Source organism: Vulcanibacillus modesticaldus (genome assembly GCF_001730235.1).
Classification (GTDB): Bacteria; Bacillota; Bacilli; order Tepidibacillales; family Tepidibacillaceae; genus Vulcanibacillus; species Vulcanibacillus modesticaldus.
In genome coordinates, this window is record NZ_MIJF01000005.1 from 24861 (window position 1) to 50162 (window position 25302).

The window sequence follows — 25302 nt, forward strand, 5'->3', positions numbered from 1 at the left end:
GAAAGGAGGATAGAAATTTGTTACACAGCTAGACCCGATGATAAGGGGATTGAAACCTACACCAAGAATTTTCTGCCATAATCCAGCAACGTCAGTGTTACACAGCTAGACCCGATGATAAGGGGATTGAAACCAGCAATATCACGTAAAAGTCCAATCCACATAAATTTGTTACACAGCTAGACCCGATGATAAGGGGATTGAAACATAATAAAGCATTTATTCCCCTATATGGTTTTTGAGGTTACACAGCTAGACCCGATGATAAGGGGATTGAAACATGTTTTACCTATTTTTTTAGCTTGTATTTTCCCTTCCGTTACACAGCTAGACCCGATGATAAGGGGATTGAAACTGAAATATCCAATATAAACATCCTCCTTTTATGTGAGTTACACAGCTAGACCCGATGATAAGGGGATTGAAACATGTATTCCATTCCTTTTTCTATTCCTTCAGGTGCAGTTACACATCTAGACCCGATGATAAGAGGATTGAAACACAAATTCTTACTATCTTCACCACTGAGCCGATCGTCGTTACACATCTAGACCCGATAACGAGGGGATTGAAACCTTTTATTTGCTGAAACATAACTGCTTGCATTAATAACGTTACACAACTAGACCCGATGAAAAGGGGATTGAAACTATGTTTAGTATCATTGTGTGTTTATCGGTTAATTTGTTACACAGCTAGACCCGGTGATAAGGGGACTGAAACATATAACGTAGTGTAACCATTGGTTGCACAGCTAGATTTGATGTTAATTATACGAAGATGTGTAAAGATGAGAAAACCTCTATTCAAATTTTTGAATAGAGGTTTTCATAGGTATTTAAGGGGGACAATTTATAAATTTTACAGATATATTTATGTGTAATTATATATTAAGATTGGAGATAGACTCTTTTAATTTATTCGATAATTTATTAAGTAGTTCAGCATGATTTGCGATTTGTTCCATGTTTGAGAATTGCTCTTTAATGAGTTCTGTAGTTTCTTCAGTTCCAGAAGCAGTTTGTTGTGAAATGCCATTTAGTTGAATCATTGAATCAAGCAGTTCCTTTTGTTTTTCTTTAATTTCTAAGGTGTTATCCATGTATATTTTTATTTCACCGATCGTATTTTTTAAGTAATTCGCAATCTCTTGAGAAAAGTTGTAAACTTCTTTAACCATTAATTTTCCTTTTGTTGTTTCATTTTTACCGTTACCCATCAACTTTACCGCAAGTTTTGTCTCCTGAAGATTGTTTTCAACGATTTCAAAAATATGTTTAGCGGACTCTGAAGATTGTTCGGCTAATTTTTTTACTTCATGGGCAACGACTGCAAATCCACTTCCGTGCTCACCCGCCCGAGCAGCTTCAATAGATGCATTTAGGGCCAAAAGATTAGTTTGCTCAGTTATGTCAGTTATCACATCAACAATTTGAGTTATTTGGTTTGAACTATCGTGAAGTTTTTGCATTATTTTATTAGCTTCTTCCATAATATTTTCTATATCTAACATTTGTTGAATGGTGTTTTTGATATCATTTAACCCTTCTTCAGTTTGATTTAAAATTTTAGTATTTGCATGGTAAGTATTAGCTAAATACTGTTCAATTTTATCCCATTTTTCAGCAATGTAGTTTAATCGGTCTAAATTTTCTTGGGTGTACTCTGCAAGGTGCTGCATAGATAAAGTCGTGTTTTCAATGATGGCAGTCATTTCATCACCGCTATTTTTAGATTGAATGGCAGATGTAGTCAACTCATCACTAGCTATATTTAAATGTTTGCTAGAAGATTGGATATTATCGAATACTTGGATAAAATTGTCTCTCATTTTATTAAGTGCAATAGCAATCGGTTTTAAGTAACCGACATTTTCCACTGAACATTTTTCAGTAAAATCACCATTGGATATTTTATTTGAATAGGTGACAATATAACGAATTGGACGGACGAAACGATAATAATTAAGTCCACCAGCCAATATGCCTAATACAACGCCTCCAAGGGCTATAGAACCGACATTTAACCAAAATGTTAGTCCTTCTAAGCCGATTGCTAGACTAGCAACACCACCAAGGGTAGCTGAGCCTGGAATAACAGTTAATAAAGTTTTTCCGATATAAGAAAAAGCGGATACACTTGATTGATTATTCATTCATATACTCTCCCATCGTAGCAAATTACTAAATATTTAATTCTTTATTTATCAGAAAATTCCTGCAATTTTCAAAACTTTTTCTTTAAAGAATACTATATTATTTTATAAAGATCTAGAGCTAACAAGAAAAAAGTCTGTCAATAACTGAGAATTTGGTCTTATTTATCACGCGAATATTTGCCTAAAAAAATTAAAAATATATTTCAGAAAATTACAAATAGTTTTAAAATGATTAATAGGGAGATGAAGGAGGCGATTAACCATGAAAACAGAGGTGTTAAGTCAAGAGCATGATATTTATCGTAATGCCCTGAGAAAATTTTTAGTTAAAGAGGTTTATCCCTTTTATGATGAATGGGAAAAGAAGGGGATCATACCACGAGAACTTTGGACAAAGATGGGTGATAATGGTTTTTTGTGCCCTTGGCTTGACGAAAGTTATGGTGGTTTGAATGCTGATTTTGGTTATTCAGTCGTTTTAAATGAAGAATTAGAAAGAGTAGGTTCTAGTTTAATAGGGATAAGTTTACATAATGACATTGTTGTTCCCTACATTAACAGTTATGGAACATCGGAACAAAAAAAACGTTGGCTACCTAAATGTATAACTGGGGAGCTAATTACAGCTATTGCCATGACGGAGCCAGGAGCAGGTTCAGACCTTGCAGGTATCAGAACAACAGCAATAAAAAAAGGAGATCACTACATCCTAAATGGTCAAAAGACATTTATTACCAATGGTATCAATGCAGATTTAATTGTTGTTGTAGCAAAAACAGACCCCAAAGCTATTCCTCCTCATAAAGGTATCAGTTTACTTGTGGTTGAAAGGGGTATGCCAGGGTTTTCTAGAGGTAAAAAATTGGATAAAGTAGGCCTTCATGCTCAGGATACGGCAGAATTATTTTTTGAGGATGTTAAAGTTCCTGAGGAAAATTTATTGGGTGAAGAAGGTAAAGGCTTTTATTATTTGATGGATAAATTGCAACAGGAACGATTGATAGTTGCTCTTTCGGCACAGGTTGCTGCTGAGGAAATGTTAAAACTTACCTTGGAGTACGTAAAAGAAAGAAAAGCCTTTGGAAATTCCCTAAGTAAATTTCAATCTATCCAGTTTAAGTTAGCAGAGATGGCTACCGAAGTTGAGCTTGGACGTACCTTTATTGATGATTTAATCAAGCAGCATATGAATGGGGAAGATGTGGTAAATAAAGTATCCATGGCAAAATGGTGGATAACTGATATGGCAAAGCGAATAGCAACAGATTCTATGCAATTACATGGAGGTTATGGCTATATGGAAGAATATGAGATTGCTAGAAGATATCGTGATATTCCAGTTTCATCCATTTACGCAGGTACAAATGAGATTATGAAGATGATCATTGCCAAACAAATGGGATTATGACGTATTTAGGAGGAAGTCTTGATGACATTAGAGGGGATAAGAGTAATTGATTTCTCGCAGTATTTACCGGGACCATATGCTACTCAACGATTAGCAATATTGGGTGCAGAAGTGATTAAAATAGAGCCTTTAACTGGTGAACCCGCACGGGAATTTGGAAGGGTTAAAGATGGTAATAAAATATTCTTTGAAGTATATAATCGCAACAAAAAAAGCATGACGTTAAATTTGAAGAGTGAACAGGGCCAAATTCTTGCTAAAGAATTAATAGAAAAAGCTGATGTGGTAGTTGAAAGTTTTCGTCCAGGTGTAATGGATCGATTGGGTCTTAGCTATGAGCAAGTTAAAAAATTTAAAGAAAACATTATTTATTGTTCTATTTCTGGGTATGGACAAAAGGGTGAAATTGCACAGCTGGGTAGCCATGATATTAACTATATGTCATTAAGTGGCATTTTATCTCAATTGAAAGATCAGCAGGGTAAACCTATTTTGCCAAGTATTACTTTAGCAGATTTAATTGGAGGGATCATTGCCAACGAGAAGATTTTAAGTGCTTTGATACATAGGGAAAGAACAGGAAAAGGGCAATTTATCGATCTTTCTATTACAAATACGATGGTTTCATTGATGGACTTTCATATCGTTACTAAAAATGAAGTAGGTGGTGATAAAGGTATTCCAGAAATAACAGGGGAAATAATCTCTTATAATATATACGAAACGAAAGACGGAAGGTATGTAAGTCTAGCAGCGTTAGAACCAAAATTTTGGAAAAATTTTTGTCTTGGCGTAGGGCGGAATGATTGGTTGTCTGCTCACTTTTCCAAGGCGATTAAGGAAAATGTAGTTTATACAGAAATAAAAGAACTTTTCTTAAGTAAAACGTTGGATGAGTGGACACGATTTGGCCTAGAAGTAGATTGTTGTTTAACTCCAATTCTAGAAGTAGGTGAAGTAGAAAACCATCCTTTGAATAGGCATAATCGTTATCTTTTTGAAAACAACTTATCTCCGGGTTTAGGTGAACATACTGAAAGAATTTTAATAGATTTGTTAAAAAAATCTGAGGAAGAAGTGGCCCAGTTTCAAGCAAAAGGGGTGATCTGAAAAAATTTGTTATAAATAAAAATAAAATCTTTTAAGGAGGAATGTGATAGTGGTAAGTCGTGTAGGAATAATAGGAGCTGGATTGATGGGGAGCGGAATTGCCCTAGCGATGGCAATGGGTGGAAAAGATGTTGTTTTATACGATGTTTCTAGTGCTGCCCTTGAAAAAGGGATCCAGTCAATTGATAAAAGTTTATCCCGTTTTGTTAAGGGAGGCTACCTATCCAAAAATGATGCGGCAAATATTACCTCAAAGATTTCTACCACATTGGAACTCAAAGAAGCAGCAACAGATGTGGAACTTATTATTGAGGCTGTTCCGGAAAATTTGGATCTTAAGAAAAAGATTTTTCGACAGTTAGATGAATATGCCCAGGAAAATACGATACTGGCAACTAATACTTCGGAATTGAGTGTTACCGCCATCGCAGCTGTTACTAAAAGACCAAAAAGAGTAATAGGTATGCATTGGTTTAATCCAGCTCCGGTTATGAAGTTAATTGAAATTGTAAAAGGGGTGGATACCTCCCAAGTAACTGTAAATATTGTGAGGAAAGTTTCAGAAGAAATAGGCAAAGAAGTTGTGTTAGTCAATGATAGTCAAGGATTTGTAACATCCCGAGCACTAGCAGCACATATGCTAGAGTGCATGAGGATTTATGAAGAAGGAGTAGCTAGTAAAGAAGATATCGATAAAGCTATTAAGCTAGGATTAAATTATCCGATGGGGCCATTGGAATTAGCAGATTATGTTGGCTTAGATACCATGCTCTATGCCAGTGAAGGAATGGTAGAAGCATATGGCGATCGTTTTCGTCCGCCACAAATTTTAAGAAAACTTGTTGAAGCAGGACATTATGGAAGAAAGAGTGGCAAGGGTTTCTATGATTATTCGGAGGAGGGGCAACATTGATGGAAAGGGAAGTTGTGATTGTAGAAGCTGTCCGTACACCGGTTGGTAAAAGAAAAGGAGTATTTAGAGAAGTACATCCTGTTCATATGGCAGCCAAAGTATTGGACGAAGTTATTAAACGGGTTGGTATTGAGAAAAGTCTAGTTGAAGATATCGTGATGGGATGCGTAACAGCAACTGGTGAACAAGGGTATAACATTGGTAGATTAGCAGCTTTAGAAGCAGATTTTCCAGTTGAAGTTCCAGCAGTTCAAATTAATAGAATGTGTGGTTCTGGACAACAAGCTATTCACTTTGCTAGTCAAGAGATCTTATCTGGAGATATGGATATCACGATAGCGGCAGGAGTTGAAAGTATGACTAGGGTACCGATGTTTAGTGACGGTAACCAACAAACGATTCCTGCTTCATTACATAAAAAGTATAATCTTGTTTGGCAAGGAATTTCAGCTGAATTAATAGCAGAAAAATACGGCTTAGCTCGTGAGCAACTTGACAAATTTTCACTTCAAAGTCATCAACGGGCTTTACTAGCGCTAGAAGAACAGAGGTTCAAGAGAGAAATCTTACCGATTGAAGGCAAAGATAAAGAAGGAAATACTATTATCGTAAACAATGATGAAGGTCCAAGAGCTGATACTTCATTAGAAGCCTTAGCATCGCTTAAACCGGTTTTTAAAGAGGATGGAGTCATTACAGCAGGTAACTCCAGTCAAATGAGTGATGGTGCTGCTGCTATCCTTTTAATGGAACATAATAAAGCAAAACAGTTAGGCCTTAAACCTAGAGCGAAAATATTAAGCCGAGTAGTAGTTGGTTCAGATCCAAAACTAATGTTAGATGGTGTTATTCCATCAACTAAAAAGGTCTTACAAAAAACTGGTTTAAAAATTGAACAAATGGATGTCATCGAAATAAATGAAGCATTTGCTCCAGTAGTCTTGGCTTGGCAAAAGGAAATTGGGGCAGATATGAATAAGGTTAATGTTAATGGTGGGGCAATTGCCTTAGGACATCCTCTTGGGGCAACTGGTGTAAAATTGATGACTTCACTACTTCATGAGTTAGAAAGAATTAATGGACGTTATGGTCTACTAACAATATGTATTGGACACGGAATGTCTACGGCGGCAATTATAGAAAGACTATAAGAATATAAATCAGATTATAAAATATTGAAAAAAATATAATTTGATATTGCAAGGGAGAGATAATATTGACTTCACATAATGAAACTGAGAAAGTGCTTTTAAAGACAGAAGGTAGAATTGGAATCTTAAAATTGAATCGACCCAAGGTGATAAATGCCATTGATCTAGAAATATTGGAACAAATTAATGAAAAACTAGATAAAGTTGCAAAGTCTGATTTGGATGTTCTCATAATTAGGGGTGAAGGTAAGGGGTTTTCTGCTGGCGGAGATATAAAGTTTATGCTAACAGACACAAATAAAGAGGAATTCTATGGAATTATGGATCTCATTAATCAGATTGTGGTAAAACTCTATACATTACCTAAATTAGTAATTAGTGCGGTTCATGGACCGGCTGCCGGGCTCGGTTTCAGCTTTGCATTAGCATCAGATTATATCATGGCAGAACGATCAGCTGTCTTTGCTATGAATTTTATTAAGATTGGTTTAATACCTGATGGTGGAGGACATTTTTTCCTTAATAAACGTTTAGGTGAAGTTAAGGCAAAACACTTGATTTGGGAAGGAAAAGTTCATACTTCACAAGAAGCCTTAACAATGGGACTAATAGATGAAATAGTAAATGAAGATGTATTATTAGCTGCGAAGAAGAAGGCCGAAGAATGGTTAAAGATGCCTATTAGTGCAATGCTCAAGACTAAAAAAATATATACTGAAAATAGCAAGGTAGAGCTGATAAGAATTCTAGAAATGGAAAAGGAAGGTCAATATTTAATGCGGAAAACCTCTGATCATAAAGAGGGTCTACAGGCATTTTTAGAAAAAAGAAACCCAATATTTACTGGGAAATAATTCGAGCGAAAGACTGAGAGCTTAGATAGTTCTCAGTCTTTTTTTTATATAAAGTGGTAATTTGCAACGAACTCACATAGTCCGTTGTCTTTAAGGTGCGTTAGCAGGCAAATAAATTACTAGCCTAAGCTGTAAATGGGCGATATAATGCTTATTAGTTATGTAATACTGGGAGGATATATTATGGTATTAAATGGTGTAAGAATAATCGATTTTTCATTATATATTCCTGGTTCTTATACAAGTCTTCGGTTGGCTGAGCTTGGGGCTGAAGTGATAAAGATTGAACCGCTTTTTGGATCACCGTTAAGAAATTTTGGACAAACTCCAGAAGAAAAGGGAGTAGTTTTTGAAGCTTATAACGGTAACAAGAAAAGTATTGCCATTAATCTTAAAGACGTAGAAGGACAAAAATTAGCTAAAGAGTTAATTGAGCAAGTAGATGTGGTGTTAGAAAGTTTTAGACCAGGGGTTATGAAACGTTTTGGACTTGACTATCAGGAGATAAAAGAAATAAAAAATGATATTATTTATTGTTCCTTGTCTGGATATGGTCAAAGTGGAATTATGGCGGAATATGGCAGCCATGATTTGAACTATCTAGCTTTAAGTGGAATCTTATCACAATTAATTGATCAGAAAGGAAGACCGATTTTACCTTCCATCACTTTTGCGGATATAATCGGTGGAATTGTGGCGAGTGAAAAGATAATTGCAGCCTTATTTATGCACGAAAAGACCGGAGAAGGAAACTATTTGGATATTTCTTTGATGGATACCATGCTATCTTTAATGAAAACACGAATTTTTACTGATAAAAAACTTGGTAAAGACAATGTGATCTCCCAATTGGATGGAGAATTAATTTCATATAACATTTATCAAACAAAGGATGGTAGGTACGTTAGTTTAGCAGCGTTAGAGTCGAAGTTTTGGGAAAATTTTTGTTTAGCTGTTGGGCATGAGGAGTGGATACCTTATCACTTATCTACCAAGTCAAGTCAGAATCCAATTTTCAATCAGCTTAAAGATCTATTTAAAAGTCGTACTCTAGAAGAATGGACAAATTTTGGGTTAGATGTTGATTGTTGTTTAACACCAATATTGGAAGTTGGAGAAGTAGAGATGCATTCTATTAATGCAAAGAAACATTTGGTAACTACTAAAGATAACTTTTCTCCAAAACTAGGAGAACATACTAGAGAAATTTTAGAAGAGTTGCTTAATAAATCAGAGCAAGAAATTGTTGAGCTTAAAAATAGAGGGGTCATATTATAACAAATTTCAACAAATAAATCATAAAAACGGGAAAAAGTACCTAGTAATGATTGAAGGAATAAGATTTATTAATGTCGAATTTTTGGGGTTAGGAAGATTTTGAAGATAAAAACATTTTGAGGTTAAGAACATAAGAAAGGATTTGTTAAACTATGTACCATCTTATGTATAGCGTAAAAAAAATCAGTATTATAGTATTAATTTTTGGACTATTAATAATTACTATGATTCCTACGATTGTAAAATCTCAAGATTTAAGTGAAATTAAGGTCTTATTGATAAATGGTAAAACAGATGGTGAGCATCTTATCACAGTAAGTAGTCCTTCGGGAATTCAATTAACTACAAATCAAACTATTCCTTACATGTTCAGTAGCAAAGAAAATGAAAAGGTTAGTCTTCAGTTTGATAGGTATCATTTACAATTAGTAGAGACCATGGATTTATCCGAAGCAATGGAAATAATTGAGCAAGTCAAAGCAATTGAAGAGGTTAAATTACTTCCAAGCATTGAAGTTGTATATAAAGATAAAAGTGATTATTACCAAGTAATCGTTGGGGGATATGATACTTTTGAAGAACTAGACCAAATCAGACAATTAATTCAAAAAGAGATGCAAATCGATGGGAAACCATTAGGGCCACTTCATTGGGCTATTGGTGATATTGTTGACTTGGCTGAAGCTGAAAAAATAATAATGGAATTAAATGCTAATGGTTTTACTGGATACCTGGCCCAGGTCTATATAAATGACAAATGGGAAAATCAGGTGTTTATAGGTGATTCAATTACCTTTGAAGAACACCAACAATTGAAAAACTCTATTCAAAAAATTTTTCCTGATTTTAACTTAGTTGATGTTAATTCAGATATTTATGTTATCTCCAAACTATCCGGTACGATATTACAAGATGAAATAATGACAAATCCCTTATTCGTCTTTTCAAGTTCCATGATTGTTAATATTAAACCAACGGATAGTCAGTCAACACTAACGATAAATGAACGTACTTATCAAGGGAAAAATCTTAGTTATCGTGGAGAGATCAACTTTCAACTCTTTGAAGGTGAGATTGCAGTTGTAAACCGTCTTAATTTAGATTCTTACTTGTATTCTGTAGTAGGTTCTGAAATGTATGATAGTTGGCCACTTGAAGCATTAAAGTCTCAAGCTGTAGCTGCAAGAACATTTGCCTACCAAAAATTATTAAATCCAAGAAATAAAATAGCCCATATTTATGATTCGATAGCAGATCAAGCCTATTATGGTGTATCTGAAGAAACTGATAGAATTAGACAGGCAGTTGATGAGACAAAAGGTATCGTATTAACCAGAAATGGAAAACCGATCACAGCTTTTTATCACTCAAATGCCGGAGGAATTACCTCTGATGGTAGTGAAGTTTGGGGATCTCAAATACCTTATACCTCATCAAAACCATCTCCTGAAGATGGGAAGGCTTTAGAAAATGTTATGGATTGGTATTATGTCCTTAGATCAAATGGACAAATAGGGTATGTCCGCAGTGACTATGTTGATGTTATAGAGAAAACACATCCTTTTGGATTACCCTATGGAGTCTTAAATGGGGATAAAGTCAATTTTCGAAATAGACCTAATATCTATCGTTCTGAGATTATAACCACCTTGCCAAAAGGAGAAGAGATTGTTATATTAGATACCGTCTACGAAAATAATTCTTATTCATGGATAGCAGGCCCTTTATCAACAGAATTCATTACAGAAAATGTCAATAAATATCAATTGGATAGTTCTATACCATTTAATGAGCCAATTCTTGACTTAAAAGTTATGGAACGTGGTCCATCTGGAAGAGTAACCTTATTAGCAGATGGTGACACACCTATCAAAGTTAAATATCCGGACTACTATCGAACTTTACTAGGGGGACTGTCTGTTGGAGTTCAAAGTGGTCTGTTTGATATTGAGCAACAGGGAAGAATTGAAACTTTAGCAGCTTATGGTAGAACTGAATCATTAGTTAACAAAAAAGAACAGATTTATGTTCAGTCTGCAAATTCCAAATATGTATTATCAGAGACCAATTTTAGCCAAGATAATTATTTTGTTTTAGGTGCCGATGACCAAATTAAAGTATTTTCAAAGGAACAAAGCTATATTATTCGTGGTCGTGGTCTAGGGCATGGTTTAGGAATGTCCCAATGGGGGGCAAGGGGCTTAGCGGAATCTGGGTATACATACCAAGAAATATTGGAATACTACTACAATGATATTGTAATTAAGCAAATTTATTAGTCCCAAAGATTATTTTTTTAGTTATAACATCAAATATTAAGCTTCAAAGATTACCGATAGAGGATGAATAATACAGATGAAAATAGAACTATTTGACTTTGAATTACCAGAAGAATTAATTGCACAAACTCCATTATCACATCGTGACGAATCTAAGCTACTAGTTTTAAATCGTCAAACAGGAGTAATCGAACATCGAAAATTTAAGAATATCATCGAATATCTACAACCTGGTGATGCTTTAGTGCTGAATGATACGAAAGTATTACCAGCTCGTTTGTATGGCCATAAAAAGGAGACAGGTGCCAAAGTAGAAGTGCTTCTACTAAAGCAATTGGATAATAATCGATGGGAAACCTTAGTAAAACCAGGTAAAAAACTCCGGGTTGGGCATGAGGTTGTTTTTGGAGATGGTTTGTTAACCGGTATAGTAGAAAATACCACTGAAGTTGGTGGAAGAATTATTCGTTTTCAATATGATGGAATTTTTAATGAGATTTTGGATAAACTCGGAAATATGCCGTTACCACCGTATATAAAAGAACAATTAGAAGATAAAGATAGGTACCAAACTGTATATGCAAAAAATGTTGGTTCTTCTGCCGCTCCTACCGCAGGATTACACTTTACTGAAGAACTATTGAATCAAATTAGGCAAAAAGGAATCAATATTGTCTATATCACATTGCATGTAGGTCTAGGTACTTTTAGACCTGTAAGTGTAGAAAATATTGAAGAACATCAAATGCATGCCGAATATTTCTCCATGACCAAAGAAGCTGCAGAAACATTAAATAAGACAAAGGACTTAAAAAGAAAGATTATTGCTGTCGGTACAACTTCTGTTAGAACATTAGAAACTATAGTTGATAAACAAACGGGAAGATTTATGCCAAAGGATGGCTGGACAGATATTTTTATCTATCCTGGTTTTGAATTTAAGGCGATAGATGGGATGATTACCAATTTCCATTTACCTAAATCTTCTTTAGTGATGCTTGTTAGTGCGTTGGCTAAAAGAGAGAATATAATGAACGCTTATCAAGAGGCTATTAAGAATAGATACCGTTTTTATAGCTTTGGTGATGCAATGTTTATCTATTAATCGTTTCTAACTTTTATAATGTAAAAGCTTTTACGAAACTTCTTTTGTTTTGAAAGGTAGGAAAACTAATGTCTGCAATAAGATATGAACTGATTAAAAAGGATAAGAAAACTGGGGCTCGTTTGGGGAGGCTACATACCCCACATGGTGTGATAGAAACACCTATTTTTATGCCTGTGGGTACCCAGGCTACCGTTAAAGCTATGAGTCCAGAAGAGTTAAAGGATATGAATGCTCAAATAATTTTAAGTAATACATATCATTTATTTATAAGACCTGGGCATGATTTGGTTAAGGAAGCTGGTGGCCTCCATAAATTTATGAATTGGGATCGTCCAATTCTAACTGATAGTGGTGGATTTCAGGTATTCAGTTTAAGCGACTTGCGCAAAATCACTGAAGAGGGAGTTCATTTTCGTAACCATTTAAGTGGTGAGAAATTATTTATCTCCCCTGAAAAATCAATTGAAATTCAAAATGCACTTGGTGCTGACATAATTATGGCTTTTGATGAATGTCCACCATATCCGGCAGAGCGTGAGTATGTAAAAAATTCTCTTGAGAGGACAACACGTTGGGCTGAACGGTCTTTAAATGCCCACTCTCGACCTAATGAACAGGCTTTATTCGGAATTGTTCAAGGCGGGATGTATAGAGATTTGAGAGAGCAGAGTGCAAAAGAGCTAACTTCATTAGATTTTCCAGGATATGCTGTTGGGGGATTGAGTGTTGGTGAACCAAAAGAGTTAATGTATGAAGTGTTGGAATATACGACTCCGTTATTACCAGAGAATAAACCTCGTTACTTAATGGGGGTTGGTGATCCGGAATCATTGTTTGAAGGAGTTATCCGGGGAATAGATATGTTTGATTGTGTTTTACCAACTAGGATCGCGAGAAATGGTACGACTATGACCAGTGAAGGACGAGTGGTTATTAAGAATGCCCAATATGCTAGGGATTTTACTCCACTTGATCCTAATTGCGGCTGTTATACATGTCAAAACTACTCTCGTGCTTATATACGTCATTTATTAAAAGCGGATGAAATCTTTGGTTTGAGGCTTACTTCATATCATAACTTGTATTTCTTATTGGATTTAATGAAAAATATTCGCCAAGCGATCCTTGAGGACAGATTGTTAGAATACAAAGAAGAGTTTTTCGAACAATATGGAATAAATAAGTTACGTTCATTCTAATATTTATGATATCCTATATCTTAAGGTTATACTTTAAAGAAGGGAGGTAAAATGATGTTTAACTTAGCTGAAGCTACAACTACTGGGGCAAGTCCATGGGGTTCAATTATCTGGCTTGTTGCGATGTTTGCCATTTTCTATTTGTTTTTAATTCGTCCGCAACAGAAACGAAATAAAAAGAGGAATCAAATGCTTTCAGAATTAAAGAAAAATGATAAGGTAATCACAATTGGTGGAATCCATGGAACGATTGTTGATTTAACCGATGATAAAGTGGTTCTTCGTGTTAACGAAACTACAAAGTTAACATTTGACCGAGGAGCAATTAATGGTGTAATTGAAAACAAATAGCCCTTGATTATCAATACATAGAAAAACCGGCATCTGCCGGTTTTTCTAATCTTACAGAGAAAATTGTTCTTCTTCAACAGTACGTTCGGCAATTCTTAAACCTGTTTGACTTGCAATAATTCCTAATAATATGCCTGCTGTCATATCGGATAGCCAATGTATTCCTAAATAAATGGTTGAGAATAAAATGAAAACGGAAGCTATTAGAGTAACTTTGCCAAATAACCTATTTTTTGATTGTAAAGCAATTAGTGCCATCGATACCGATATTGAAGTATGCAAACTAGGAAAATTATTATCTATTCCAGACAAGGGTCGATATTCTATCTCGAAATTTGGATAAACCTGTGGAATTAGGAATTGAACATCAGGATTATGATGCCAAACTTCGAAAACTGGAAAAAACAAGAAAAATGGAATTGCTAGACCATAATTTAACATCAAAGCGTAGACAAAGGAGTAAAATGATTTCAGATCATTATCATTAAGGTAAATAATAACGGAAGATACCATCAATGTTGGGAAAATAGTTATATAAAAAAGTGTTAATATATAAGTTAAATTATCATTCATAAAGAACTGTTGTATTAAATATACGGTATCGCCTTCCCATTGTCTGATGATAGGAGTATAGTCACCAACAGATAAATCTTTTGAAAAACGTTGTTCAATCTTATTAAAGTACAATATCAAGAAAAGAGCGGTAAAATGGAGTAACATTTTTCTATCGGTTATTAATTTGCCAAACGCAATTTTGGATACAGTAAAAGGATTTTTTCTCAAAATAAATGAAGGTATAATAAAGCTTAAAAACATTACAGAAAGAATAATGATTTTCATTGAACTAAACATTTCAAAGCCCCCAGATATATTTCAATAATATTTTATGATTTGTATATGTAATGTTTTACAACTTTTATTATACCCTATCAAATTTACTTTTTTAATTTTTATTTATTAATATTTACACCAATTATCCCGCCAACTGCTCCAAATAAAAATGCTAAAACTATCAAAACTAGGTTTTTTAGGTTAAAGTCAATATTCAACGCTAAAAAAGCAACGATAGCAAGGATAACTCCATAAATTAATCCAGTTATTCCTCCATAATACCATCCTTTATTTCCGGCTCTTTTGCCAGCTACGAACCCACCTACAAGTAAACTGATTGCAGTCACAGTATAACTGTACAATGGTAAATTAGTATCTGATAATGATGTAAAATCTAAAAGGATTGCAAAAATTAATGAAGAAATTATCACAATTCCAATAGTATATGTGAGTCCGGTTAAGATTGGACGGGTCCTTTTAGACTCATTTGTTGCTTGATTGTGTTTCATAAGCATTCCCCTCCTTAAATTTCCTAACTCCTACACTTAATAATTAAGTTTGTACATCTTATGCAATAAATCTTTAATTAATGACCCTCAAATTATCGAGGAAAGCTAATACATGAAATCACAATAAATATCAAACAATATTATTTGAACTTTATTTTAAAGGAGAACTTGATATGGAGTCTTTTTCTATCGCACTGTATAGGACTTTATTTATGTATTTTTTTGTATTAATAGTATTGAGGTTGATGGGAAAAAGGGAAATAGGTAAGTTGTCTATCTTTGATTTGGTAGTTTCAATCATGATGGCTGAAATAGCTGTGGTGGTAATTGAAGATACTGAAATATCTATGATTAGAGGAATTGTTCCTATCCTAGCATTAATGTTCACTCAGATTATTATCTCCTATATTAGCCTAAAGAGTAAGAAAATTAGGGAATTGGTGGAAGGAAAACCGGTAATCTTAATCTCCAACGGGAAAATCAGAGATAAAGAAATGGCAAGGCAGCGATATACCCTTGATGACCTTCTTACTCAATTAAGAGAAAAAAATATTAAAAGGATAGCTGATGTGGAGCTTGCCATATTAGAAACATCAGGTAAATTAAGTGTGTTCCCTAAGCCTAGTCAACTTCCAGTTTATAAGGGGGATCTTAATATTGCCCTAGATAAATATAAAGGAATGCCGATCCCCTTAGTTGCTGACGGGAGAATTTTGAGTAAAAATTTAAAAAAAATTGATAGGGACGATCAGTGGTTAATGAAACAGTTAGCAAAGAAAGGTTATCGAAATTTAGATGACGTCTATTTTGCAAGTATTGGGTCCTCGGGTGAACTATTTATAGATCCCAAAGACGGTTAATTACATTCCCAATCCAAGGTATTTTTTGAAAATCTCGCTTTTTGATCACTCTAAAGAGTAGTAATAAATATAAATAAGCTATACTGCTAAATAATGTTATGATGATTAAGCGAATTGATAGCGGGAACTGTAAAAATGATTCTTTTGTTAGGTAATAAGAGATATACCCCATTATTAACGCAGATAAAGTGATCTTTAATATTGGTCTAATCTCTATGGTATAACCTATTAAATAAATAATACTTCGAAAATGAAGAATGGTTATCAATGTCATACCTAAATTGATAGCCATGGCTACACCATCTATTCCTAATTCTGGGCGTGATGCTAAGATAAATATGGCTATCGTCTTAACGATTGCCCCAGTAATACTATTCTTCATAGAAACTTTTGCTAAGTCTAATCCCTGTAAAGTGGCCGCCAAAGGGCGTTGTAAGTATAAAAATGTTGCAAATGGAGCGATAATTTTGATTAGACGGCTTACCTCAGGGGTATCAAATAAAACTAGGGCTATAGGTTCAGCCATGATAAAAAAATAAACTGAAGAGGCAATACCAATAATGTAGGCTATTTTAAGTGCCTGGTGGAGTCGCTTAAAGATAGTATTCATATCTTCCTTTGCAGCAGCTTCACTTACGGCAGGGATCAGGGATTGGGATAAAGAAAATGTAATTACTGTTGGGAAAGTAATGATTAATAAAGCCATTCCAGCAAGTTGTCCATATTGAGAAGTGGCTACACTAACCGAAACCCCTGCAAAAGCTAAACTATGGGCAACAACACTTGGTTCAATAAAATATGCAAATGAACCAATTATTTGACTCGTAGTCACCGGAATAGCAATATGGGTAATCTTTTTATAAATATCTAAACTTTCATTAGCTAAAAGCGGGTTGCGTTTCCGATCTTTTTTTTTGTTGATCAGATATACGATTAGTAAGACAAAAAAACCAGCAATTTCACCAATCACCATACCTACCATTGCACCTGCAGAAGCATATTTCACACCATATGGCAATAACATGTAAGATAAAAACATTCCGGAAAACATTCTAAAAATCGTTTCAATTATTGTAGAAGTAGCACTGGGAATCATGTTTTGTCTTCCCTGAAAGTAACCTCTTAAAACAGAGGAGATTGAGATTATAGGTATGATCGGGACGATAGCCAACAATGTTAAATATACCCTCTCGTCAGTTAATAGATAGTTTTTAATAAATGGGATTAATAGATAAAAAATAGTTGAAATGATAATGGAAATTGCTGATACTAATATTAAGGCAATTCTAAGGGTTCTTTTTATCATCACAGGATCATTTTTAGCCTCTGCTTCAGCAACTATTTTAGAAACTGCGATTGGCAATCCAGCAGTAACAATGGTTATTAACATTATAAGTGTAGGAAAAGTCATTTGATATAGACCGATAGCTTCAGCACCAATAACTCTAGATAGGAAAATACGATAGATTGTGCCTAGTCCTCGAGTAATAAGACCGCCTATCACCAAAATCATAGCCCCTTGAATAAAGTTTTGTTTCATCTTTGTCCCTTCTTTCAGAGATATTAATTAGTCAAGATACATGATATTGATGCTAGTCTAGATATATGTTAATAAAGTAGAACTGATGACCAATTTTATAGGTTTAAGAAGGAAAAGCTTGATTTATATCGTATAACCTAATAAAGGGTAAGAATTAGGATACATTGAAAAGTGGTGGTTTATGATGGAAATGAATGATATAAGTAGGCAAATAGAAGAATTATGCAATAGTAAAGCTGAAGAATTTGCTTTAATGGGCTATGAACATATTACTGGCAAATCGATTTGGGAGTGTGTTTCAGAAAATTATAATGAAAATGAACTTCCTCCTTTACATCAAATAGTTAATGATATTCTTACATTAAAAGTAACAACCTATATGAATTGGATGATGGTTAAAGTATACAAGTCAACCATATAGAATATATGGTTGTTTTTTTATGGAAATTATTTCATTCATAGTATCGTAAAGAAATTCAGCAAAACTAGGTGTTATAATACCTTTGTACTATTGATTTAGTTTTTTCAATAAATTTTGTTTGGTTTTTCCTACTTGGATAGAATAGAGGGATACTATGAAAAGACTACTGGAAAAATTGTATAACCAGAATACTTTAACCAAGGAGGAATTGGTTTACTTATTACAACATTTAGATGAAGAATCCATGAAGGAGTTGTTTTCTTACTCTAGAAAACTTAGAGAAGAAAAATATGGAAAAAAAGTTTATCTTAGAGGATTGGTTGAGTTTTCAAATATTTGTAAACAAGATTGTTTATACTGTGGAATTCGTAAGTCAAATAAAGAAGTGGAAAGGTATCGTTTAACCGAAGACGAAATTATTCAATGTTGTGAGCTCGGTTATGATTTAGGTTACCGTACATTTGTATTACAAAGTGGCGAAGACAGTTGGTATACCAAAGATAAGTTGGTTAATATCGTTAAAAAGATAAAAAGTCAGTTTCCAGACGTTGCAGTTACCCTTTCTTTGGGGGAACGAGATTACGATACCTATAAAGAACTTTTTGATGCTGGAGCAGATAGATACTTGCTCCGCCATGAAACAGCTTCCAAAAGATTGTATGAGAAGTTACATCCTACGATGAAATTTGAAAATCGAATCAAATGTTTAGCAGAACTAAAAGAAATTGGTTATCAAGTAGGTGCAGGGTTTATGGTTGGACTTCCCGATCAGACTGTGGAAGATTTGGCAGAAGATCTATTATTTTTAAATCACCTCCAACCTCATATGATTGGTATTGGCCCATTTATTCCTCATCATCAGACGCCACTTAAAAATGAGAGGAAAGGTGAGTTGAAGGATACGTTGATTATGGTCGCCCTGGCAAGACTGTTAGTTCCTGATAGTTTGATTCCAGCAACTACTGCATTAGGATCTTTAGATTATCGTGGTAGGGAAGCAGCATTAGAAGTAGGTGCTAATGTGGTTATGCCTAATTTATCACCAATGGAAGTACGGGCAAAATATCAATTATATGATAATAAAATTTGTTTGGGTGATGAGTCTGCTAGCTGTAGATGGTGCATAGAGAACAGAATAAAATCTACTGGATATGAAGTAGACCTATCAAAGGGAGATTGTATACGGATTGGTGAGAATCAAATGAATTTATGAAAGTTCATAATTTATTAAAATACAATGTGAAATAATTCACAACAAATTCATATTCATAATATTGAAGGAATGTTGATTTTTAAAGAATGGTCATAAACATAAGATATAAACAAGTATTTTTATGATGTAAAGACACTATATCCCAATGTAAATTGTGAATAATTTAACAAAATCAAGGAGGGTTTCTTATGGAACAAACGCAAACAATGTGCTGTAACTGTGGTAATCAGCAAGATGAAAGAAATGATAAATTGAATGAACTTATACAGAAATATAGGGATGTAAAAGGTGGACTCATTCCTGTATTACATGGCGTTCAAGAAATTTATGGTTATTTAAATGAAGACGCTTTAAAAGTTGTATCTGAAGAATTAGCTGTCCCAATGTCAGAAATATATGGGGTTGCAACATTTTATTCATTCTTCTCATTAGAGCCTAAGGGAGAGCATGTTATCAGGGTTTGTCTTGGTACAGCTTGTTATGTAAAGGGAGCACAACAAGTTTTAGACAAATTAAGTGAGAAATTGAATGTTGAAGTAAATAAGACAACAGAAGATCAAAAATTCACACTTGAAGCTTCAAGATGTTTAGGAGCTTGTGGTTTAGCACCTGTAATCATGATCGATGATGATGTTTATGGAAAACTAACTCCAGAAATGGTCGATGAGATTCTTGAAAAATACAATAAGTAGGGGAGAGAAATTGGAAATGAAAACTCTACAAGAATTAGAGCAAATAAGAAAAGAAACATTGGAGAAGATGAATGCAAGAAATGGTAATGAATCTTTGACAAATGAAAAACACCTATTAGTTTGTCGTGGAACAGGATGTACTTCTTCATTATCACCAAAGATAATGGAAGAGCTAGAAAAACAATTAGAGAAACATCAGCTTGAGAATATACGTGTGATAAAAACAGGATGTTTCGGACTTTGTGCCAAAGGGCCAATTATCGTTGTCCATCCTGAAAAAACATTCTACACACAAGTAAAACCTGAAGATGTAGGAGAAATTGTGGAACAACATTTATTAAAAGGTGAAGTTGTTCAAAGATTGCTATGTAAAGACGAACAAGCCGAAAAGTACATGATTGAAAAATTAGATGATTTACCTTTTTATAAAAAACAAAAGAGGATTGTACTAAAAAATTGCGGTTTTATTAATCCAGAGGATATTGATGAATATTTAGCAATGGATGGTTATAAGGCATTAGAAAAAGTTTTAACTTCTATGTCAAGGCAACAAGTTATTGAGGAAATTAAGGAATCTGGCCTAAGAGGTCGTGGAGGTGGCGGTTTCCCTACCGGTTTGAAATGGGAATTTGCAGCCAAACAAGAAAATGACCAAAAATATATTATTTGTAATGCTGACGAAGGTGACCCAGGTGCGTTTATGGATCGTTCAGTATTAGAAGGAGATCCACATGTTGTGCTTGAGGCAATGGCTATTGGTGGTTATGCTATTGGTGCTAACAAAGGTTTTATCTATGTAAGGGCTGAATATCCAATAGCTGTAAAGAGATTGGAAGTGGCTATTGAACAAGCTAAGGAATATGGAGTTTTAGGTGATAACATTTTAGGCACTGGATTTAAATTTGATGTAGAAATAAGACTTGGTGCTGGAGCGTTTGTTTGTGGTGAAGAAACAGCTCTAATGAACTCCATTGAAGGAAAAAGGGGTATGCCAAATCCTAAACCACCATTCCCAGCAGTAAGTGGTTTATTTGGAAAACCTACTGTAATCAATAACGTAGAAACTTTTGCTAATATCCCACCAATCATCAATAAGGGGGCTAGCTGGTTCTCTAGTATTGGAACGGAAAAAAGTAAAGGCACAAAAGTCTTTGCTCTTGGTGGAAAGATTGTCAATACAGGTTTAATTGAGGTTCCTATGGGAACTACCTTAAGGGAAGTTATTTATGAAATAGGCGGAGGAATCCCTAACGGTAAAAATTTCAAGGCTGTACAAACTGGTGGACCGTCTGGAGGTTGTATAACAGCAGAACATTTAGATACACCAATCGATTATGATACCCTAACTGCTCTAGGTTCAATGATGGGGTCCGGGGGAATGATTGTCCTTGACGAAGACAATTGTATGGTTGACGTTGCTAGGTTCTATCTCGATTTTACTAAGGACGAGTCATGTGGAAAATGTACCCCTTGTAGAATAGGTACAACAAGATTATTGGAGATCTTAGAAAAAATTACAGAAGGCAAAGGAACATTAGAGGATATTACAAAACTCGAAGTACTTTCTGAACAGATAAAAGCTGGATCATTATGTGGACTTGGTCAAACAGCACCAAACCCAGTATTATCTACTTTAAAATATTTTAAGGAAGAATATATTGCTCACGTTGTCGATAAAAAATGTTCTTCCGGTGTATGTAGATCACTAGTTGAATATGTTATTGATCCAGATCTTTGTAAGGGTTGTACGTTATGTGCCCGTAAATGCCCTGTTAATGCGATAAGCGGTAAAGTTAAGGAGCCACATGTAATTGATACAGAAAAGTGTATTAAATGTGGTGTGTGCTTTGAATCATGTAAGTTTAAAGCGATATTTAGAGGATAAGAGGGTGAATAAATTGGAAAAGGTAAAAATTATGATAGATGGCTTAGAAATAGAAGTTGAAAAGGGAACCACAGTTTTAGAGGCTGCAAAGGAAGTAGGTATTCATATTCCAACCCTTTGTTATTTAAAAAATGTAAACGAACCATCAAGCTGTAGAGCCTGTGTGGTTGAAGTAGGACCAAGGCTTATAGCTTCCTGTACACTAAAAGCTGAAGATGGTATGAATATTAAAACGAATACCAAAAAAGTTAGGGAAGCAAGAAAAACGGTAGTTGAGTTAATCTTATCCGATCACAAAAGAGAGTGTACATCCTGTTTAAGAAATGAAAAGTGTGAATTACAAAGCTTGGCTAATAATTTGAATATTAGAGAATTAAGGTTTGAAGGAGAAAGAACTAGAGCTGAAATAGATTACAGTTCTCCAGCAATTGTTAGAGATATTGAAAAATGTATTTTATGTGGAAGGTGTATCGCAACTTGTAGTAATGTCCAAACAGTTAATGCTATTGGTTTTATCAATCGAGGATTTGGAACAATTGTAGGTCCATCATTTGATAAGCCACTTGCTGATTCAGTTTGTATTAACTGTGGTCAATGTATTCTTGCTTGTCCGGTTGGGGCATTATATGAACATGAGAATATCAATGACATTTGGAGAGAAATTGAAAATCCAGATAAATTGGTTGTTGTACAGACAGCTCCAGCAGTACGTGTAGCATTAGGGGAAGAATTTGGCCTACCAATTGGCACAAGGGTAACTGGTAAGATGGTAGCTGCTCTAAGAAAGATCGGTTTCGATAAAGTTTTTGATACTGATTTTGCTGCTGATTTGACAATTATGGAAGAGGGAACTGAGCTAATAAAAAGGTTAGAAACAGGAGAAAATTTACCGTTAATGACATCCTGTTGTCCGGGTTGGGTTAAATTCGTTGAGCATAATTTCCCTAATATGTTGGAAAATTTATCTACATGTAAATCTCCACATGAGATGGAAGGAGCTTTAATAAAAAGCTATTTTGCTAAGAGGATGAATGTTGATCCTAAAAATATTGTTGTAGTTTCCATAATGCCTTGTACAGCTAAGAAATTTGAAAGTCAACGTGAAGAACTATCTAACCAACAAATGCAGGATGTTGATTACGTGTTAACTACAAGAGAATTGGCCCAAATGATCAAGGAAGCTGGAATAGATTTTGTTAACCTAAAGGATGAAGAATTTGATAATCCATTCGGTGAGGCTACTGGAGCTGGAGTAATTTTTGGAGCTACCGGTGGAGTTGCTGAAGCAGCATTGAGAACTGTATTTGAACTTGTTGCCGGTAAGGATTTGGATACTGTAGATTTTAATGCTGTAAGAGGAATCGAAGGAATTAAAGAAGCAACAATTGAACTTCCAAATGGGGCTGTAATAAATACTGCTGTAATCAACGGACTAGGAAATGCGAGAAAAGTTATGGAATTAATCCAAAAAGGCGAAAAGAACTATCAATTTATTGAAGTGATGGCTTGTCCAGGAGGATGTATTAATGGTGGTGGACAACCAATTGTTGATAAAGAAACTAGAGAAAACATCGACGTCAAAATAGCAAGAAGTAAAGCGATTTATGATGAGGATAAATCTTTACCAATTAGAAAATCCCATAAGAATCCATACATTAAGAAAATATACGATGAGTTCTTGGGTGAACCAAATAGTCATTTAAGTCATCAGCTTTTACACACTAACTACGTTGCTAGAGAGAAATTCTAATATTGGCTGTCTCACCACTTCAAAACAAAATATAAGGGGCGATTAAGATGCAACAAAAAAAAGTTGTTGATTTTATTCAAGACAAAGAGATCAATGCTGCGATCGAATACGGAAAAGATGCAGCTAAAGACCAAGAAAAAGTAAAAAAAATATTAAATAAGGCTAAACAATTTAAAGGTTTAACTCACCGAGAAGCTTCAGTATTACTACATGTAGAAGATAAAAATATTTTAAATGAAATTTTTAAAACAGCAAATCAGGTTAAAGAGAAGATTTATGGCAAGAGAATCGTATTATTTGCCCCTTTATATGTAAGTAACTATTGTGTAAATGTCTGTGATTATTGTGGTTATAAATATTCAAACTCAGACTTTAAACGAAGAAAACTTACGATGGAAGAGCTTGTTGAAGAAGTTAAAGTACTTCAAACCCTTGGTCATAAACGATTAGCACTTGAAGCTGGTGAGGACCCGATAAATTGTTCAATTGATTATATTTTAGAATGTATTTCAACTATCTACTCTGTAAAACACGATAATGGTAGTATTAGAAGAATAAATGTAAATATAGCTGCAACGACTGAAGAAAACTATAGGAAGTTAAAAGAAGCGGAAATTGGGACATATATCTTATTCCAAGAAACGTACCATCGACCAACCTACGAAAGGATTCATTCTAAGGGACCTAAACATGATTATTTTTGGCATACTACTGCAATGGATCGTGCTATGAAGGCCGGAATTGATGATGTAGGAATCGGAGTTTTATATGGATTGTATGACCATAAATATGATACCATTGCAATGCTTATGCATGCAGAGCATTTAGAAGAAAAATTTGGGGTTGGTCCACACACAATTTCTGTTCCTAGACTTCAACCGGCAGAAAACGTTAGTCTCGATAGTTATCCATATCTAGTCTCAGATGAAGACTTTATGAAGATAGTAGCTATTTTAAGACTATCAGTACCATATACTGGAATGATATTATCCACAAGAGAAAAACCAGAATTTAGAGATCGAGTACTAGAACTTGGAATTTCGCAGATAAGTGCCGGATCCTGTACTGGAGTGGGCGGCTATGTCGAAGAGTATCGAAAACAAAATTTGGGGGAAAAGCCTCAGTTTGAAGTTGGTGATCATAGATCTCCCCTTGAAATAATAAAGAGTCTTATAAAGGGAGGATATATTCCAAGTTATTGTACCGCGTGTTACAGAGAAGGAAGAACCGGAGATAGATTCATGTCCCTTGCTAAATCTGGACAAATACAAAATATCTGTCAACCCAATGCCTTGATAACCTTAAAAGAGTATCTGTTAGATTATGGCGACGAGGAAGCGATTGAACTAGGAGAAAAATTAATTAATAAGAGTTTAAATGAGATACCTAGGGAAGGAACTAAAAAGATAACTATTGAAAGGTTAAAGAAGATTGAAGAAGGAGAAAGGGATTTAAGATTTTAGTGGCTAAATTGTAATTTGCCTAAGTTATAGATAAGAGATAAAATAATTTTGTAGACATAAAGACCTTACTTTTATGTGAGGTCTCAGACTGAAGACTAACCTCATGCTAAATTACCTAGTATGAGGTTATTTTTGTCAAAAATGCTTAAAATCTTGGATGAAATAAAAAATTGAGAGCGATTCGGACGTCTCTTCCACGTCCAATTCGCTAGCTTTTTCAAATTCATGGCAGCAAAAACTAACATCGCCTGCATCGAGACTTTTTTCAAACCTCTTAACGTAGTCCAACGCAAACCATGTTTCTCTTTCATATCTGCAAATACTCTTTC

General features: G+C 34.6%; 22 protein-coding genes and 1 CRISPR repeat array (1 of these 23 cut by a window edge). Of the genes, 17 read left to right on the plus strand and 5 right to left on the minus strand.

Going from position 1 to position 25302, the window contains the following annotated elements:
* A CRISPR array of direct repeats spans positions 1 to 723; the repeat unit is 37 nt; unit sequence GTTACACAGCTAGACCCGATGATAAGGGGATTGAAAC (it extends 572 nt beyond the left edge of the window).
* Positions 724 to 883: 160 nt separating this feature from the next.
* Positions 884 to 2155, minus strand: coding sequence for a methyl-accepting chemotaxis protein (locus tag BHF71_RS01640; RefSeq protein WP_069655930.1), 1272 nt, complete (start codon positions 2153 to 2155; stop codon positions 884 to 886).
* Positions 2156 to 2420: 265 nt separating this feature from the next.
* Here BHF71_RS01640 and BHF71_RS01645 point away from each other — a divergent pair, with 265 nt between their 5' ends.
* From BHF71_RS01645 to yajC, 10 genes are all read left to right on the plus strand, one after another.
* Positions 2421 to 3566: an acyl-CoA dehydrogenase family protein gene (locus tag BHF71_RS01645; protein WP_069655931.1), complete on the plus strand. Its 1146-nt coding sequence runs from the start codon at positions 2421 to 2423 to the stop codon at positions 3564 to 3566.
* Positions 3567 to 3587: 21 nt separating this feature from the next.
* Positions 3588 to 4676: a CaiB/BaiF CoA transferase family protein gene (locus tag BHF71_RS01650; RefSeq protein WP_069655932.1), complete on the plus strand. Its 1089-nt coding sequence runs from the start codon at positions 3588 to 3590 to the stop codon at positions 4674 to 4676.
* 49 nt (positions 4677 to 4725) lie between these two features.
* Positions 4726 to 5589 carry a 3-hydroxyacyl-CoA dehydrogenase family protein gene (locus BHF71_RS01655; RefSeq protein WP_084024076.1) on the plus strand — a complete coding sequence of 288 codons (864 nt, stop codon included), beginning with the start codon at positions 4726 to 4728 and terminating at the stop codon, positions 5587 to 5589.
* Positions 5589 to 6740 (plus strand): thiolase family protein, encoded by a 1152-nt coding sequence (locus BHF71_RS01660; protein ID WP_069655933.1) that lies wholly within the window; start codon positions 5589 to 5591, stop codon positions 6738 to 6740. Before BHF71_RS01655 ends, BHF71_RS01660 begins: the two co-directional genes overlap by 1 nt.
* 65 nt (positions 6741 to 6805) lie before the next feature.
* Positions 6806 to 7594, plus strand: a complete 789-nt coding sequence (locus BHF71_RS01665) for an enoyl-CoA hydratase (protein WP_084024077.1) — start codon at positions 6806 to 6808, stop codon at positions 7592 to 7594.
* A gap of 183 nt (positions 7595 to 7777) precedes the next feature.
* Positions 7778 to 8872: a CaiB/BaiF CoA transferase family protein gene (locus tag BHF71_RS01670; RefSeq protein ID WP_069655935.1), complete on the plus strand. Its 1095-nt coding sequence runs from the start codon at positions 7778 to 7780 to the stop codon at positions 8870 to 8872.
* Between the two features lie 152 nt (positions 8873 to 9024).
* A complete protein-coding gene (locus BHF71_RS01675; RefSeq protein WP_069655936.1) occupies positions 9025 to 11151 on the plus strand; it encodes a SpoIID/LytB domain-containing protein in 2127 nt (708 codons plus the stop codon).
* A gap of 76 nt (positions 11152 to 11227) precedes the next feature.
* On the plus strand, positions 11228 to 12256 hold the full coding sequence (queA, locus tag BHF71_RS01680; protein ID WP_069655937.1) for a tRNA preQ1(34) S-adenosylmethionine ribosyltransferase-isomerase QueA: 1029 nt from the start codon (positions 11228 to 11230) through the stop codon (positions 12254 to 12256).
* Between the two features lie 68 nt (positions 12257 to 12324).
* Positions 12325 to 13458: a tRNA guanosine(34) transglycosylase Tgt gene (gene tgt / locus BHF71_RS01685; RefSeq protein ID WP_069655938.1), complete on the plus strand. Its 1134-nt coding sequence runs from the start codon at positions 12325 to 12327 to the stop codon at positions 13456 to 13458.
* A gap of 54 nt (positions 13459 to 13512) precedes the next feature.
* On the plus strand, positions 13513 to 13809 hold the full coding sequence (gene yajC, locus BHF71_RS01690; RefSeq protein ID WP_069655939.1) for a preprotein translocase subunit YajC: 297 nt from the start codon (positions 13513 to 13515) through the stop codon (positions 13807 to 13809).
* 51 nt (positions 13810 to 13860) lie between these two features.
* On the opposite strand, the gene BHF71_RS01695 is transcribed toward yajC, so the two are convergent.
* Together BHF71_RS01695 and BHF71_RS01700 are read right to left on the minus strand one after the other, a co-directional pair.
* Positions 13861 to 14661, minus strand: a complete 801-nt coding sequence (locus BHF71_RS01695) for a phosphatase PAP2 family protein (protein ID WP_069655940.1) — start codon at positions 14659 to 14661, stop codon at positions 13861 to 13863.
* Positions 14662 to 14759: 98 nt separating this feature from the next.
* Positions 14760 to 15149 (minus strand): TIGR04086 family membrane protein, encoded by a 390-nt coding sequence (locus BHF71_RS01700; RefSeq protein ID WP_069655941.1) that lies wholly within the window; start codon positions 15147 to 15149, stop codon positions 14760 to 14762.
* A gap of 173 nt (positions 15150 to 15322) precedes the next feature.
* Between BHF71_RS01700 and BHF71_RS01705 the strand changes: the two genes are divergently transcribed.
* Positions 15323 to 16009 (plus strand): DUF421 domain-containing protein, encoded by a 687-nt coding sequence (locus BHF71_RS01705; protein WP_069655942.1) that lies wholly within the window; start codon positions 15323 to 15325, stop codon positions 16007 to 16009.
* Here BHF71_RS01705 and spoVB read toward each other — a convergent pair.
* Entirely contained in the window at positions 15987 to 17549 is a 1563-nt protein-coding gene (gene spoVB / locus BHF71_RS01710) for a stage V sporulation protein B (protein WP_069655943.1), read from the minus strand. The genes BHF71_RS01705 and spoVB overlap by 23 nt on opposite strands.
* Positions 17550 to 17733: 184 nt before the next feature.
* Here spoVB and BHF71_RS01715 point away from each other — a divergent pair, with 184 nt between their 5' ends.
* The 6 genes from BHF71_RS01715 to hydG all read left to right on the plus strand — a co-directional run bounded on the left by BHF71_RS01715 (position 17734) and on the right by hydG (position 24973).
* Positions 17734 to 17970 (plus strand): post-transcriptional regulator, encoded by a 237-nt coding sequence (locus BHF71_RS01715; RefSeq protein WP_069655944.1) that lies wholly within the window; start codon positions 17734 to 17736, stop codon positions 17968 to 17970.
* A gap of 154 nt (positions 17971 to 18124) precedes the next feature.
* Entirely contained in the window at positions 18125 to 19183 is a 1059-nt protein-coding gene (gene hydE, locus BHF71_RS01720) for a [FeFe] hydrogenase H-cluster radical SAM maturase HydE (RefSeq protein WP_069655945.1), read from the plus strand.
* 188 nt (positions 19184 to 19371) lie between these two features.
* On the plus strand, positions 19372 to 19875 hold the full coding sequence (gene nuoE, locus BHF71_RS01725) for an NADH-quinone oxidoreductase subunit NuoE (RefSeq protein WP_069655946.1): 504 nt from the start codon (positions 19372 to 19374) through the stop codon (positions 19873 to 19875).
* Positions 19876 to 19891: 16 nt separating this feature from the next.
* Complete coding sequence (gene nuoF / locus BHF71_RS01730) at positions 19892 to 21760, plus strand: NADH-quinone oxidoreductase subunit NuoF (RefSeq protein WP_084024081.1); 1869 nt, start codon at positions 19892 to 19894, stop codon at positions 21758 to 21760.
* A 4-nt stretch (positions 21761 to 21764) separates the two neighbouring features.
* Positions 21765 to 23510 carry an NADH-dependent [FeFe] hydrogenase, group A6 gene (locus BHF71_RS01735; protein ID WP_245683801.1) on the plus strand — a complete coding sequence of 582 codons (1746 nt, stop codon included), beginning with the start codon at positions 21765 to 21767 and terminating at the stop codon, positions 23508 to 23510.
* Between the two features lie 47 nt (positions 23511 to 23557).
* Positions 23558 to 24973, plus strand: a complete 1416-nt coding sequence (gene hydG / locus BHF71_RS01740; protein WP_069655947.1) for a [FeFe] hydrogenase H-cluster radical SAM maturase HydG — start codon at positions 23558 to 23560, stop codon at positions 24971 to 24973.
* 101 nt (positions 24974 to 25074) lie between these two features.
* Here the strand turns inward: hydG and BHF71_RS12210 are convergent.
* Positions 25075 to 25302: transposase (locus tag BHF71_RS12210; protein WP_084024083.1), on the minus strand; the 228-nt coding region annotated here is incomplete at its 5' end.

Bases quoted from the DNA above. Each gene is read 5' to 3' on its own strand.
- BHF71_RS01640 (WP_069655930.1), bottom strand. From the start codon at position 2,155: ATGAATAATCAATCAAGTGTATCCGCTTTTTCTTATATCGGAAAAACT.
- BHF71_RS01645 (WP_069655931.1), top strand. From the start codon at position 2,421: ATGAAAACAGAGGTGTTAAGTCAAGAGCATGATATTTATCGTAATGCC.
- BHF71_RS01650 (WP_069655932.1), top strand. From the start codon at position 3,588: ATGACATTAGAGGGGATAAGAGTAATTGATTTCTCGCAGTATTTACCG.
- BHF71_RS01660 (WP_069655933.1), top strand. From the start codon at position 5,589: ATGGAAAGGGAAGTTGTGATTGTAGAAGCTGTCCGTACACCGGTTGGT.
- BHF71_RS01670 (WP_069655935.1), top strand. From the start codon at position 7,778: ATGGTATTAAATGGTGTAAGAATAATCGATTTTTCATTATATATTCCT.
- BHF71_RS01675 (WP_069655936.1), top strand. From the start codon at position 9,025: ATGTACCATCTTATGTATAGCGTAAAAAAAATCAGTATTATAGTATTA.
- queA (WP_069655937.1), top strand. From the start codon at position 11,228: ATGAAAATAGAACTATTTGACTTTGAATTACCAGAAGAATTAATTGCA.
- tgt (WP_069655938.1), top strand. From the start codon at position 12,325: ATGTCTGCAATAAGATATGAACTGATTAAAAAGGATAAGAAAACTGGG.
- yajC (WP_069655939.1), top strand. From the start codon at position 13,513: ATGTTTAACTTAGCTGAAGCTACAACTACTGGGGCAAGTCCATGGGGT.
- BHF71_RS01695 (WP_069655940.1), bottom strand. From the start codon at position 14,661: ATGTTTAGTTCAATGAAAATCATTATTCTTTCTGTAATGTTTTTAAGC.
- BHF71_RS01700 (WP_069655941.1), bottom strand. From the start codon at position 15,149: ATGAAACACAATCAAGCAACAAATGAGTCTAAAAGGACCCGTCCAATC.
- BHF71_RS01705 (WP_069655942.1), top strand. From the start codon at position 15,323: ATGGAGTCTTTTTCTATCGCACTGTATAGGACTTTATTTATGTATTTT.
- spoVB (WP_069655943.1), bottom strand. From the start codon at position 17,549: ATGAAACAAAACTTTATTCAAGGGGCTATGATTTTGGTGATAGGCGGT.
- BHF71_RS01715 (WP_069655944.1), top strand. From the start codon at position 17,734: ATGGAAATGAATGATATAAGTAGGCAAATAGAAGAATTATGCAATAGT.
- hydE (WP_069655945.1), top strand. From the start codon at position 18,125: ATGAAAAGACTACTGGAAAAATTGTATAACCAGAATACTTTAACCAAG.
- nuoE (WP_069655946.1), top strand. From the start codon at position 19,372: ATGGAACAAACGCAAACAATGTGCTGTAACTGTGGTAATCAGCAAGAT.
- nuoF (WP_084024081.1), top strand. From the start codon at position 19,892: ATGAAAACTCTACAAGAATTAGAGCAAATAAGAAAAGAAACATTGGAG.
- hydG (WP_069655947.1), top strand. From the start codon at position 23,558: ATGCAACAAAAAAAAGTTGTTGATTTTATTCAAGACAAAGAGATCAAT.